This is a genomic window from Chryseobacterium sp. CH21 (assembly GCF_004119445.1).
Classification (GTDB): Bacteria; Bacteroidota; Bacteroidia; order Flavobacteriales; family Weeksellaceae; genus Chryseobacterium.
In genome coordinates this window covers 21041-34776 of sequence record NZ_QICI01000047.1, presented here as the reverse complement: position 1 = coordinate 34776, position 13736 = coordinate 21041, and the positions used below count along the sequence as shown (strand labels likewise).

Below are 13736 nucleotides of genomic sequence, written 5' to 3'. Positions count from 1 at the left end.
TAATGGCTCTAACTGTTATACAATGGATTAATAAACTAAACAATAGAAATATTAACAACTTAAAAACTCGAATTGCTTAAATGCACCACGGGTATTAATATTATGAAATTACAGGAAGAAACTACAAAACAATCTGAGAAACAATCTCAAAACACCATAAATTCAAGTCAAAATATAACAAAAGAGAATGTGAATTTTGTTAAGCGAGTTAGTGAAATTAGTGCAAAAAGTTCTTCACTTTCAGGAATCATTAATATCGACCAGCTAAAAAATCCAATACAATTTGAATTTTAATGAACAAGAAAGAATTATTTCAAAAATTGAAGAATTATTAGTGGTTTAGATAAAGCTGAAGAGCAATTAGAAAATTCATTAGAACAATTAAAAATCTATAAAGAAGCATTGCATATGAGGGAGCATTAACGGAAAAATGGCGTGTTTTGCAAGAAAATTTAATCCAATAATTTACTATTTAAAAGAAAGCATGAATATTAAAATTAATTTACCTGAAAAACAGAGTGGATTTTGGGTATTAATGAACTTTTTAAATCTTTTTAAACATTCAGATGGAAATATTTGGATAAATATGGATTTTGCTCATGCTGATCTTATCAAAGAAGGAGAAAAGAAGAAGTATAATTATCTCGATAAAAAGTTATTGTCATTCCCTCTTCATTATATTATGTATATGAGTTTAGGAGATGAATTTGATATTGAAGGAAGGAAAATAAGAAAGGATAATTTTACTTTTGGTTATAAAGAGTGGGATATTCACACTGAGCCAGAAAAGTTATTAGTTAAGGAATATAATCATGATGAATTTAATAACATAGAAGGTAGATTTCCATTTGATCATTTATCAAACGGTATGCTTTATTATGATTTATATGATTTTATTAAAGATGGGGATGTTAGTGTTAGTAATGGCAATAAAAAAATTAGAATGATTTTGCCCACTAGTGTTATTGGACAATTTTTTTATTTTTTAGAGACAGATTTCAATAAGCTATTATATAGTATGGAATTAAAACATATTTTAAGCCAGTATAATAAAGATAATATTGTTTTAGAAGGTTTTGAAAAAATTGGTCGATTTTTTTATAAATGGGAGTATTGTAAAAGTTATGATACTATAGCCGCTATGTCAAATTTTTTGTTTTCTAAACAAGATCAATTATTAATTGCTTTACATAAAGCTTTTTACGAGAATCTTAAAAGTTTGAGAGATAGAACTGATAATATCCCATTCCACTATGCAATCCCCTTATTATCTAGACTAAAGATTAAAGTTATGGGAAATTATTTTTTAAGTGATGAAGGTAATGTTTTCGTTGTTAGGGATATTTTAAATTACGAAATAAAAGATCATCATGCAGAAAAACTATTTACTGTGGATAAAATTGAATATCAGCCAGATACGATATTCTATTCAAATGGAGAAAGAAGGCCGGAAGATGGAGAAAGTGATAAACCAGGAACACGGAGACCTAAAGGGAAAGATTCAAGCGAAATTTCTGGATCTTCCCCTGCAAATTCTAAATTTAAGCCTAGAAATATAACTCTAAGTTCAAAAATGAGATTTGGTGGGATCATTCCGATTGAAAAATCTATTGATGAGAAAAAAACAACAAGAGTACTAAAAGAGAAATTTATATTTGATGATGAAACTTCTGATGGAGATACCTTATATCCTGCAGGAGACGATAAGGATGGAAAAAAGCGAGGTATAAAAACAAAAATAGATCCAAATAAGGAACCTCGGGATGAAGAAAAAACAAGAACATATTTGAGTGAAGTAATAAAGTTTTTTATTGCAGAATATATTAATGATTTTAATGTTTTATTATTCCAAATTGAAGCTAATAATATTAAAGCTGATTTAGTAGAAATAAATCCAAAGGAAACGGATAAATATATGTATTTCATTGATGCATTTGAGCAAAGAATTCAAGTAGTATATTCAGTTAATTTACAACAGTATTCAAAAAAGATATTTCAAGATGTTATGGAGTCAATATCATTAAATCATTTTAATAGTTGGCAACCGTGGAGAAATAGTAATTATGTTTTTGAAGGGATGGAATTTGATGTATCAATAAATAGAGGAGTTGACAATTATGTCGACGATGAGTTCTATAAAAATGAAGCAAAAAAGTTCTTAAAAAGAATTAAATCAATTTTAGGAGGAAAATAATAATCTGAATTAGTCAATACTAGACTAGAGTTACTAACTTTGTTAGGACACAATTCTTTCATATTTACTTTACAGATAATTTTCATCAAAAATTTTCTCTTCTAATCAAAATTATTTTGCAAGTTTAAATCTGTTAAGATAATAAAAAGGAATCGTTTTATCTTTCGTTAGTTCAGATAAACGAATATTATGTTTTCTTACGATATTTTCAAAAAGCGTTAAATTTTCAAGTAATTTAAAGGACAAAAGCAAAATGTCGATCCGCTCTTTCAAAGTTGAAAGATAAAAAGGTTTATCTATTATGGTAGGTATATTTCCAAATTCTATACAGCAGGCTTTCCTTAGTCTTCCCCAGGTATCGTGTTCGCGACTAATTAATGCAGAAACTTTATACAACATTTCGAAAAACTGATGAGAATAAACTAAGTTTTCAGTAAAGCCATTTTGTAAATAAGTGTTTATTTTTTTTTGAAATTGTAAGATTGTCTTTGATGCCCTGATAGGATTTTTACAAAGATCAGAATGACAATATGCACAGTAATTGAGCGGAAAGTTTAAAATCTCATTTTTATTTCCTTGTTCAAGACGATGGTAGGTAATTGGATTTTCACATTCGGTGCAATCATCTCTTAATAAAACACCACATTCTAAGCATGCAATGGAATAGAATACTCTCCATTGTTTTTTATAGTAGTGATTGTTTTTTAAGCAGCATGGACAATACATTATTCCTTTTCCAGTCCTTTTCCGATGATACATTTTTAATGGGATTAAACCTATGGTAAAACCTTGCTTGTTAATCCTTTCGAAAAGAAATCCCTCATAGTTAATTAAAAAAAGATTATTAATTTGAACAGGACTTAGAGGTGTATTTATTTCTATTACTTTAATGAGAAAATCATTGGGATATATATCATTATCTCTATTCCAAAGTGAATATCCTTCAAGCGTTAATTTACTAAAACTATGACTCTTCAATAAATGAGCCTGAGCCAATCTTAAAAACCAACTGGAAAAAATTTCATCTTTTTTTGGGGGAATGTAGCCTCCCCAAATATTCTTATTTAATTCTGGGACGAAAACCATTTTGACAATATTACTCGGATACTTTGAAACCATTTTTTACTGTACCATTTGAATATAATATCAAAAAGTTAGAAGCTGACTTACCAGATGACCAAGTTGTACGTATTTCAGATCCTTGTTTTATTTTGAAAAAGCCAATTCCTCCGCTTTTATTAGTATAAAAGCCTGTGTCAGACATTAGATTTGTAAAAATTGAATAACCAACAAAAGCCTTTGTATCTTCCCCAGAGATAATCTTTAAATCAGAAAAGAAGTTCCATGTTTTATGTTTTTTGCTATACTCATATAAAATATACTTTCCATTTTCTTTTACAATTTTAAAATTGACCTCATTTGATTTACTCTTTTGAGTCGAATATTTTCCTAAAAGATCTTCAGCCGGATTAGTTGATTTTTGAATTGATGGAGAAGGTGTAAGGGGACTTTCCTTTTTAGCTTTATTGCAACCTAAAATTAGTAGAATGAAGCTTAAATAAGCTGTAAAAAAAGATGTTTCATAATATTGAATTTTGTAATCATTTTTTCAAAGGATAACAAAAAGCGTGGAACTGAAGCCAATCCGACAAGGAGGTACCGCTAAGAACCCAATATCCAGAAAGACTCAGCCCACGCCAATATATGACATGGGCGTAAGTCTATCGAATTTGGATACTTTTGAAAATTAGCGGTTTTCCTTGTCCAATACGATAGCTTACGCTTTACGTTTACTTTATATTTTAGCAAATATAAAGAGAAATTATATGTCTGTAAATGTATTATGAAAATCTTCTGAAAGATTTTTTACGATCTTGTGGTGATTTATAATCTATGCTATCTAAAATTTGATGTGTTATTTTTTCTTTGCCTTTTTCTATGGCTAATTTTGTAGATAGTGTTAATATTGTTGTAATTTCTCCAATCAATCCTTCTGATCGATATAAAATTTTTGTTGCGAGTGAATTCTCAATCAGCATTGAAGGCTCTTTTAAAGGTAAAAATGCTTCAAAATTTATTAGAAGCTGATAGAAGTCTTCATTATCAACCCATGTATCCAGAATTTTATTATCAAAGCGATTAGCAAGTTGTGCATCGGATTGTATAACATTAAATGCATCATGAATCCCGGCACAAACAATTGACACTTTTAATTCATTACTTAAATATTTGAGAACATTTAAGAACAGTCTTTGTTTGTGCCCACTACCAGATAAAACATGATGAATTTCATCAATAATTAAGAGCTTGATATTCATCTCCTTGAAGAAAAAAATAATTCTTCTTTGCTTACTGTCAGGCTTTTCACTACTTATTATTGGAACATTTAACTTCTCCAAAATTTTGTTATAAAAGCTTCTTTCATCCGGTTCCGGAGGTGCTTGAATTAAAAGAACCGGTACAACTAGTTTGTCATCATCTTTTCTGATATAAGCTGAATTGTTTTTTTCAAAATGTCTTATAAGTGCTGTCTTACCATTATTTGTTGAACCGACTATTAATAAATTGGGCATTCTGTCAATGGTTGGATAGCTCATAAGATCCTCCATTTTCTTTATGATTTTCTCAGCACGTGGATATTGTATCCACTTCGGTGTAAGTAAATAACGAATACGTTCTTCATTGTTTAATAGTGCAGCTTCTTTAGTTTTAGGAGTTAAATGCTTCATCATCTAAATTTGCATAAGGTTTTAAGTGGCTATAATCATTTTTTGGATGAGAAGTTTCTTTTTCTTGTTTATCATCCGTATTATTCAAGTTTGGAATTCTTATACCTTTATTTATTTCATCCAAAAAATCGTTGGTAGTATTAAACTTTTTGCTTAAAATTCGTCTGGAGTTTTTACTCATTTTCTTAGTGGAGCGAACTGCATTAATTTCAATATCTTCCAAATTTTGGTAAGCATCAAATATACTTTGCTCATCAATGCTATTTATGTTTTGCTTTTTCAAACTGTCTACCGCAGCTCTGTATTCCCAAATTGATATAGATGGATAAATTGAGTTTCTATAGGGGATTTCATAATATTCGGATGTCTCAGGATCATAAAAATAAACTACACTGATATCTTTAGGATTTCTTCTAAATAGATATTTTTTAGAAATACTGGACTTGTTTCTTACATTAATATAATTTTTTAAAACATCTGAATAATAATAAATATGATCTATAATAATACCATATTTTTGAATACTTCTTTCAAAATATGGCATAAAATCCAATCTGATTTTTCTTTCATTCAGGAGTCGGGGAGGAAGTCCAATACCTGGATTGTTTTCATCTCCATAAATTCCCGCTAGATATTTTTTTCTGGAGACATTCCAATACCTGAATGGATTTGTTTATGGTAAACATTAACAATGTAGGTGACTATCCATTTCTCAAATTCTTCAAGTGTAAGGGACGCATGTTTTTCAGATTTATAGGTGCTTTTTTCGTGAGAGTTTGAAAAAGTTGTTCCAGGAAGATCATGTATCTTTTTGGATAATGTACCTAAAAGTCTTTCAATATGACCGCCATACTCCGGTGTTGCGGGTGGTCTGAATTCTAAATTTATATTGTAGTTTTCGCAGGCCCTTCTTAACATATTTCCTCTAAACTCTTTAGCATTGTCTACATGAATAGTTTCCATAACTCCCCAGCATCCCCATTCTCCTTTAATTCCTAACTTGTCCAAATAAATTTCTTTTGGCAAAATTGCATTTGATATGCATATTCCTGTGCCGGAGGCTCCGGGAGGATCAAATGAGAGATGAATACCAACAACCATTCGACTAAAAACATCTATGGCCAAAGTCAGATATGGACGATTAAAAGGATTGCGAAAGACTTCGTCGACTAAAATAATATCAACAGGTGTATGATCTATCTGTACTACAGACAATGCTGTGTTTGCATGAGGAAATTCACCTCGTATTGGAGCGAATTTATCTTTTGCCATTTTAGCTCCATATCTCGCTTTGATAGTATCTTTCTTAGATATTGTTTTTATTCTTCGCCTAATAGTTGACTCGTGGGGGGACTCGATGCCCTGTTCCCGACTTTTTCTTTGAATATCAATGATTACGGCGTAGATAGACTTTCGTAGCGGATTTAGATAAACGTCTTCTATTGATTTATTAATTACTTCTTCTTGCTCTTTTGTCAATCGAGATTTTCCTCTGCCTCCATTTTTTCTTTCTCCTAATAAAGAAAATTTTTGGCCAGTAGTTTCGTACCAGTTTATCCATCTATAGATGGTAGACCGATGGACACCAGCCTCTTTTGCTTGTTTTAATACAATATTTATATCACCCTTATTTTTAAGAACAGGTTCAATGATTTCATGGCGAAACTTTACTGTTTCCCACTCTTCTTTGGTTAGATCGACAAAATCTCTTTTTTGAACTTTTATAACATCTGGAAGAGAAATTTCTTCTAACCCTACAGTATGGATTATATCCGTATTGTCTTCTTGTACGCTAACTTTTTTGGTATCAATAACTCGAAAAATATGACAATCCATACCTTTATAAATTACTTTCACACCTTCTTGTACATTTAATATATTTTCCATTTGTTATTCTTGATCATATCTATTAGCAAACAAATCGTCAATCCATATTTCACTATTCATATTTATAGGAGAATCTAAATCACAGCAAATTATATTTCTAGATACAAGATACCATAAAATATAGATTAACTCCTCCTGCTTTTGTTTATCTTGTGCAGATAAATTTATAAGATTTTTTGGAGTTGTCAGCTTTAAATTACACATAATCTTTATTAAAAGCTCAACATCAGGATTTCCCAACTCCAAATCATTATTTTTTTATAGCGATATAAAAAGTATGCATTTTCCAAGAATTGAGTCCGAATTTCATACTCGGTGATGATTCTAAACTCATAATTATTGATCTTGCAAAAGTCAATTGCGGCTCTAAACTTCTCTTTATACTCACCAAAATTTTTTCGTAAATCTTCTCTGTATTTTACCTCTATTAATAAGGGTTTCATACCTTCTGATTTCAATCCTTGATGAAAAAACATTAAAAAATCAGGCACGTAGTTTCTTTTTTTTCCTGTTTTATCTGTGAATGATATCTTCACAGGTTGTTCATGATAGCTATGGCAAAACTTATCCATTTCCATCATCATTATCATATCTCTTTCTAATGAAGATTCAAATATTACTTCTGAGTTATTTTTCACACTATAAAAGCGTCCCGATAATGATCGGTATTTGAGGCCAATTTTTCTCACCTTATTCTGAACTATTCGCATTTACTACAGTTAAAAGTTAAACTATTCCTACTAACTATGCAAAAAAACATTGCAAAGTAAACAAGAATGCTATTGAAAACTCAATAAATATTCTTGTTTACTTTGCTAATTTACAGTGGGAGGGGGAAGCTACCCCCAGCCGGGAGAAATTTCACTTGCCCACAATGGAGTTTTGTTTCTTGATGAAATGCCCGAATTTAAAAGAACGGTACTGGAAGTAATGAGGCAGCCTTTGGAAGACAGGGAGGTTACCATTTCAAGAGCCCGGTTTACCGTAAATTATCCTGCAAGCTTTATGTTGGTTGCTTCCATGAACCCAAGTCCAAGCGGGTTCTTTCCTGATGATCCCAATAATACTTCGTCCGTTTATGAAATGCAGCGGTATATGAATAAACTGTCAGGACCGCTTTTGGATAGAATTGACATTCATATCGAAGTTCAGAAGGTAGAATTCGAACAACTCTCTGAAAAAAGAAAAGGTGAAAAAAGCAAAGACATCAGAAATCGGGTGCTCATAGCCCGAGACATTCAGAATAAAAGATATCAAAATCTGAATATCAGCAGCAATGCACAGATAGGGCCCAAAGAAATTGAAGCCTTTTGTGAATTAGACGAAACCTCTTTCGGACTTATAAAACTGGCCATGGAAAAACTTAATCTTTCGGCAAGAGCTTATGACAGAATATTGAAAGTAGCCAGAACAATTGCCGACCTTGAAGAATCAGAAAATATTTTGTCCCACCATATTTCCGAAGCTATACAATACAGAAGTCTGGATCGTGAATTCTGGAACGCTTAATTTTTGTTCTATTTGCTTGATTTAAAACTAAATACTCAGTTTTTTTTCATAAGTTTAATTCTCTTTCAAGAGAATAACATAGTAATTATGTAACATATATTTTAAAATATTATGTTAAGTTTGATTGTTGGATTATTAAACATAATACATTATGGAAATAAAATTATAAATAAAGAATAAAGATTTACCCTTGTTTTCTTAAGAATATCAGTATTTTCTTTCTCCTTTTCGCCTGAAATAAACAGCGCTTGAATGTTGTTTACCGTTCTGCTCTGTGAGCGGATCTCATAAGACTCTGTATTGTTCAGTTTATAAGACTATTATGAATACACATATTTTGTAAGTAAGCTGTGGTTATCCCTTGTGCTCAGGTGTTTCCTGCTTTATAAAGGATCAAAGCCATTGAATATTAGATTTTTAAACCAAATCAAATTATTATTATGTCAAACGAAATTCCCTCATTAGAAACCTTATCAATAGGATCAGCTGTATTGCTGTCACCAGAAGACAGAGAAAAAATTTTAAACGGATTTAATAAAACCGGTTGGGACTACCATCATGAAGAAACATTGGAATCTCTTTTCCGAAAACAGGCAATTCTTAATCCTGATAAGACTGCTGCAGTTTATCAGGATCAGGAAATTACCTACAGGGATTTAGATCAGAAAAGTAATCAGGTCGCTAATCTATTAATGAGCCGCGGTATTAAAGAAGGTAAATATGTTCCTATTTGGCTGGACCGATCTTTAGAATGGATTGTGGCAGTTCTCGGTGTTGTCAAAACAGGAGCGGCCTATGTTCCTATAGATCCTGCCTACCCAGCCAAAAGAGTAGAATATATCCTTTCAGATACTTCTGCTGATGTTATCATTACCAATCAAATTCTTAAAGACTTTTTATCAGAAACCGAAAAGAGTAAAGTATTTGATCTGAGTACTATGGAAAATCTTAATCATTTATCTTCAGAATATCCGGGAATTACTGTTCATCAGAAAAGTTTAGCGTATACCATTTATACGTCAGGCTCAACAGGAAAGCCAAAAGGAGTCATGGTAAGCCATCAGGCAATACAGCATCTGGTAACCTGGCACAATCATCATTTTCATGTGGATCATAGTTCAAAACTGACTCTTGTCGCAGGATTAGCATTTGATATCTCCGTATGGGAAACCTGGTCGGCTCTCACTTCCGGAGCGACTATTTTTATGGCCAATAATGAAGACAGAACGGATGCAATTGCTTTGGTTAATTTTTATAGAAGAAATCAGATTACCCATGGTTTCGTACCCACTGTTCTGGCTCCGTCTGTCGTTAATGATTCCCGTAATTATCAGGATCTGAAACTGAAATATCTTTTTACAGGAGGAGAAAAATTAAAGCCAGTGCTTACTTCCGAATTAAACTATGAACTGGTAGATTATTATGGCCCCACAGAATGTACAGTATATGCTACTTTTAAAAAAGTGAAAGATACCGGCGGGGCATATATTTCCTCGATAGGGAAGCCTATTGCCAATGCGAAAGCTTACATTTTAGGAGAAAATATGGAGCTATTGCCGGTGGGAGCAGTAGGAGAGTTATGCATTGGAGGGAATATACTAGCAGAAGGATACCTTAATAATAAAGATCTTACTGATGCTAAATTCATTACCAATCCATTCAATGAAACAGAAAAGCTCTACCGGACCGGAGATCTTGCCAAATGGAAGCCGGATGGTGATATTGAATTTTTGGGAAGAATAGATAATCAGATAAAAATTCGTGGATTCCGTGTTGAATTGGGTGAAATTGAGCGCACATTGATTCAGCAGAAGAATATCAAAGAAGCTCTTGTTATTGGAAAAGAAACAGAAGGAAGCACCCGGTATCTGATTGCTTTTATTGTATTAGAACCTGGAGTAACAATGGATATTTCGTCAGTCAGAAATTCATTGAAAGATGAACTTCCGGGTTACATGATTCCTGCACAAATTATTTTTATAGATAAAATTCCTTTAACAGCAAATGGTAAAACGGATACTCAGGCTTTAAAAGACCTCGCTGATAAAGAGGCTAAAGAATTGATTTCACTGGAGCCTCCCACTAATGAGACAGAACGAATTACCGTAGATATCTGGTCCTCAGTATTGGAAAGACCTGTCATTAATATCACAGATAATTTTTTTGATATCGGAGGAAATTCTCTGTTGGTTGCAACAGTAGCGGTGGCTTTGCAAAGAAAGTTAGATGTAAAAGTATATTTGCGGGATATTTATCAGTATCCTGTACTACAGCAGTTATCGGAAGTTCTTATTGCCAGATCCAGAGAGACCAGAGAAGCAATTCCTGCGGAAGATGTAGAACCTTATGTTGAGCTGCAGAAAGATGTTTATCTTGCTCCCGGAACTGTTTTTGCGGGAGGATTTGATCCTAAACAAGTGGAAAATCCAGCCACTATATTTTTAACAGGTGTTACAGGATTTGTAGGAATTCATTTGCTGAAGGAGCTTCTGGACACGACAAATGCGGATATTTACTGCCTGGTAAGAGCGGAGGACGAGTTTTACGCAATGGAAAAAATAGACCGATGCTTTAAACAATATCACATCCCTCAAAACATACAACAGAAGTCAAGAATTATTCCTGTAATCGGAGATCTTGCTTTGCCGTCTTTAGGATTATCAGAAGAAAAATTCATGCAACTGGCAAAACAAACCGACCTGATTTACCATTCAGGAAGCTCAGTTAACTTCATTGAACCCTATTCCTATATGAAAGCCCCGAATGTAGAAGGATTAAGGGAAATCATAAAACTGGCAGGAGCTGAAAAAACCAAATGTCTTGCTTTACTATCAACCATTTCCGTATACAGCTGGGGACATTTGTTTACAGGAAAGACAGTGATGCTTGAATCTGATGATATAGAACAGAATCTGATGTCTGTAAGCAAAGACATTGGCTATGTAAGAAGCAAATGGGTCATGGAAGCCGTTGCTGATTTAGCAGCAAAAGAAGGATTACCGTTGATTACTTACCGTCTTGGATATGCCATGTGCCATAGCGAAACAGGAGCAAGTGCTTCTTACCAATGGTGGTCCGGATTGGTGAAAAATTGTATAGAATTCAAATCATATCCTGCACTTACTGAGCTTAGAGAAGGTCTTATCACGGTAGATTATATGACCAAAGCTATGGCTCATATCACAAAAAATAAAGAGGCAATAGGTAAAAAATTCAATCTGATTGCCCGTCCGGAAACCAATCTTACTTTAGAAGATTTCTTTGGACTCATGAAAAAATATTATCCTTTTACCCTCAAAGATCTTCCTTATAAAGAATGGAGAAAACAATGGGAAGATGACAGTAAAAACCGTTTGTATCCATTGACAAGTCTCTTCAGGGATAATATGCATGAAGGCTTATCCACTGTAGAACTTTACCAAAATACTTACATATGGGATTGTTCCAATGTGATTCAGTATCTGGAAGGTTCTGGCATTAAGGAGCCTGTACTTGATAAAAAAATATTGGATTCCTATTTAAAATACCTGGAATTCCGGTTGAATAGTATTTGATAATTGCAAAAAGCCCAAACAGGATCTGCTTGGGCTTTTATTTTTTTTTATTGAATAAATACGTCAAGTTTTGTCGTAGTGGAGAATGACATTTGTACCAGGGTAATGAGAAAGTATTGCTCAGTTTTTAATTCACCTAAAGGCAAAGAAAAATAAATGAATAACACAATTGTATTATCTAAAGATTTTGCTCCTCATGAAAGTGCTGTGGTAGATCTGAGATCCTGTGGATTGGTAAATCCATTGAGAGCTCTTTCCTTTCAGAATAAAACAGGTCAGTCTGCAAAATTTCTTTGGCAGGGAGATGTCATCTATCACCAAGATAAAAGTGGATATTTTAAGGAAATCAATAATGATCTGGGAATAAAAGTGAACCATTATGAAGGTTTTATAACGGTTACCAATGGTGGAGGAGAACAATATTTAGAAGGCAAGCTGAAACTATAATAAAAGTGGATATACTTTTATTTTTCGGGATATTAGAAAGAAAAAGGTCTGGCCGTATGGCCAGACCCTTTTCTTTATCTGAAGATTAATTGACTGTTACTTTAATGATATTCTGAACAGCAGGAACAGGATAAAAACTTCCTACTTTGGAAATAACCTTGTTTTCGCTTTGTGGAGTTCCGCCAAACAATGCCTGATGATTTCCGGCACCCGGATATTGGTCAATACCCGTACCTGAATCAAATAACGAGGTTTTTGAACTGATATCTCCTTTGGTGTTAGCATCAATACTTTGTTCATTGGCAAAGAACCAGTCGTTAGAGAATCCAAACATCGTTACATAAGCAATTTTATCTCCTGGTTCAGCGTTAAAATTCGTTGTTACTTTGCTGCCTGGCGCTACTGGTGCGTTTCCTGCCACATACACGCTTTTTACGCCTGATAGAGATTTAAGGCTGTTTTGAAGCTTGGTTACATTTCCAAACTGTGCAATATCTTTCAATCCCATTCCCGTATCTGTTTTACCCAATTCATAAATTGGATTTTTATCGCCACGGTAAACCACAACCAATGCAGGAGAAAGTCCGGTCATAATTCCGGTATTGGCATTCAGTTTAGTCATCATTTTACTGATATTTCCCATCTGAGCAATATCCGTTATTTCTGGATTTGATAAAGCGTTAGGGGTAAAAAACGGAGCACTGTTCAGCAGCTGAGAACCATTATAATTGGAAACCGCCCATACTCCAGGAGAAAAAGGAGTTTCGTTGGCTGTTCCGCCGGATGTATTGGTAATGGTAAGGGTGAATTCAGAACTTACATCATTGTAAGCAAGATTGAGCTTCATAAGCTGTGAAGCATTTACATTGGGAACCTGCATGATCGGCTTGCTTTCAACCTGTCCGGAAGTATCATCTTTAGTTCCGTTGTCCCATAATCTTACACTTGAAGAAACATCTCCGGTAATGGCATTACCATTGGCATCGAACAATTTGATACCGGGTTGCTGAGAAGCAAAAAACCAATCTTTCGAAGCTCCATACATAGTGGCAAACATTAAGGCTTGTGTTTTCCCAGCACTGAATGTAATAGAAACAGATTGTCCGGGCAAAATAATAGGAGGAGTTCCTGTTCCCTGAAAACTCCCGCTTTCTACAAAATCTTTTGGAGTCACCACATTTTCAAATGTGATGCTTCTTTGGAAGCCCATATCCATCATCATGTCGTCATTAGAATCGCTGCATGAAGAAAGAGTAAATGCAGCTAGAGTAGCCGCCGCTAAAACTGATGTTCTGAAAATAAACTTGTTCATAAAAGTAAATTTTTTATAGTTATAAATGATATCTGTAACTATAGTCGGCTACTTTTTGAGATCCTGACAAAAATAATTTAAAATATTTTTTTTCATAAATGATA

Annotated in this window: 10 protein-coding genes and 1 pseudogene; 5 read left to right on the top strand and 6 right to left on the bottom strand. The window is 33.3% G+C overall.

The window, feature by feature from the left end; genetic code table 11:
• Positions 1–102 precede the first annotated feature (102 nt).
• Together BOQ62_RS09215 and BOQ62_RS09210 are read left to right on the top strand one after the other, a co-directional pair.
• A complete protein-coding gene (locus tag BOQ62_RS09215) occupies positions 103–294 on the top strand; it encodes a hypothetical protein (RefSeq protein ID WP_129038876.1) in 192 nt (63 codons plus the stop codon).
• Positions 295–430: 136 nt separating this feature from the next.
• Positions 431–2194: a hypothetical protein gene (locus BOQ62_RS09210; RefSeq protein WP_129038875.1), complete on the top strand. Its 1764-nt coding sequence runs from the start codon at positions 431–433 to the stop codon at positions 2192–2194.
• Positions 2195–2305: 111 nt separating this feature from the next.
• Here the strand turns inward: BOQ62_RS09210 and BOQ62_RS09205 are convergent, their stop codons facing one another.
• From BOQ62_RS09205 to BOQ62_RS09185, 5 genes are all read right to left on the bottom strand, one after another.
• A complete protein-coding gene (locus tag BOQ62_RS09205; RefSeq protein WP_129038873.1) occupies positions 2306–3313 on the bottom strand; it encodes a TniQ family protein in 1008 nt (335 codons plus the stop codon).
• 722 nt (positions 3314–4035) lie between these two features.
• Positions 4036–4926 (bottom strand): TniB family NTP-binding protein, encoded by an 891-nt coding sequence (locus BOQ62_RS09200; protein WP_129038871.1) that lies wholly within the window; start codon positions 4924–4926, stop codon positions 4036–4038.
• Positions 4904–5467 (bottom strand): Mu transposase C-terminal domain-containing protein, encoded by a 564-nt coding sequence (locus tag BOQ62_RS09195; protein WP_129038870.1) that lies wholly within the window; start codon positions 5465–5467, stop codon positions 4904–4906. The genes BOQ62_RS09200 and BOQ62_RS09195 overlap by 23 nt, the downstream gene beginning before the upstream one ends.
• A gap of 83 nt (positions 5468–5550) precedes the next feature.
• Entirely contained in the window at positions 5551–6810 is a 1260-nt protein-coding gene (locus BOQ62_RS09190) for a helix-turn-helix domain-containing protein (protein ID WP_129038868.1), read from the bottom strand.
• Between the two features lie 212 nt (positions 6811–7022).
• Complete coding sequence (locus BOQ62_RS09185) at positions 7023–7448, bottom strand: TnsA endonuclease N-terminal domain-containing protein (RefSeq protein ID WP_164976711.1); 426 nt, start codon at positions 7446–7448, stop codon at positions 7023–7025.
• 187 nt (positions 7449–7635) lie between these two features.
• On the opposite strand from BOQ62_RS09185, the pseudogene BOQ62_RS09180 reads away from it, so the two are divergent.
• The 3 genes and pseudogenes from BOQ62_RS09180 to BOQ62_RS09170 form a co-directional block, all read left to right on the top strand.
• Positions 7636–8319 (top strand): annotated as a pseudogene (locus BOQ62_RS09180) (YifB family Mg chelatase-like AAA ATPase); the annotation flags it as partial.
• Between the two features lie 440 nt (positions 8320–8759).
• The gene (locus tag BOQ62_RS09175) at positions 8760–11873 is read left to right on the top strand and encodes a non-ribosomal peptide synthetase (protein WP_129038862.1); all 3114 of its coding nucleotides are present in this window, start codon (positions 8760–8762) and stop codon (positions 11871–11873) included.
• Positions 11874–12029: 156 nt separating this feature from the next.
• Positions 12030–12320: a hypothetical protein gene (locus BOQ62_RS09170; RefSeq protein ID WP_129038860.1), complete on the top strand. Its 291-nt coding sequence runs from the start codon at positions 12030–12032 to the stop codon at positions 12318–12320.
• A gap of 85 nt (positions 12321–12405) precedes the next feature.
• On the opposite strand, the gene BOQ62_RS09165 is transcribed toward BOQ62_RS09170, so the two are convergent.
• Complete coding sequence (locus tag BOQ62_RS09165; RefSeq protein WP_129038858.1) at positions 12406–13632, bottom strand: spondin domain-containing protein; 1227 nt, start codon at positions 13630–13632, stop codon at positions 12406–12408.
• Positions 13633–13736 lie beyond the last annotated feature (104 nt).

Excerpts from the sequence above, each read along its gene's own strand:
- BOQ62_RS09215 (WP_129038876.1), top strand. The coding sequence starts at position 103 with ATGAAATTACAGGAAGAAACTACAAAACAATCTGAGAAACAATCTCAA.
- BOQ62_RS09210 (WP_129038875.1), top strand. The coding sequence starts at position 431 with ATGGCGTGTTTTGCAAGAAAATTTAATCCAATAATTTACTATTTAAAA.
- BOQ62_RS09205 (WP_129038873.1), bottom strand. The coding sequence starts at position 3,313 with ATGGTTTCAAAGTATCCGAGTAATATTGTCAAAATGGTTTTCGTCCCA.
- BOQ62_RS09200 (WP_129038871.1), bottom strand. The coding sequence starts at position 4,926 with ATGATGAAGCATTTAACTCCTAAAACTAAAGAAGCTGCACTATTAAAC.
- BOQ62_RS09195 (WP_129038870.1), bottom strand. The coding sequence starts at position 5,467 with ATGCCATATTTTGAAAGAAGTATTCAAAAATATGGTATTATTATAGAT.
- BOQ62_RS09190 (WP_129038868.1), bottom strand. The coding sequence starts at position 6,810 with ATGGAAAATATATTAAATGTACAAGAAGGTGTGAAAGTAATTTATAAA.
- BOQ62_RS09175 (WP_129038862.1), top strand. The coding sequence starts at position 8,760 with ATGTCAAACGAAATTCCCTCATTAGAAACCTTATCAATAGGATCAGCT.
- BOQ62_RS09170 (WP_129038860.1), top strand. The coding sequence starts at position 12,030 with ATGAATAACACAATTGTATTATCTAAAGATTTTGCTCCTCATGAAAGT.
- BOQ62_RS09165 (WP_129038858.1), bottom strand. The coding sequence starts at position 13,632 with ATGAACAAGTTTATTTTCAGAACATCAGTTTTAGCGGCGGCTACTCTA.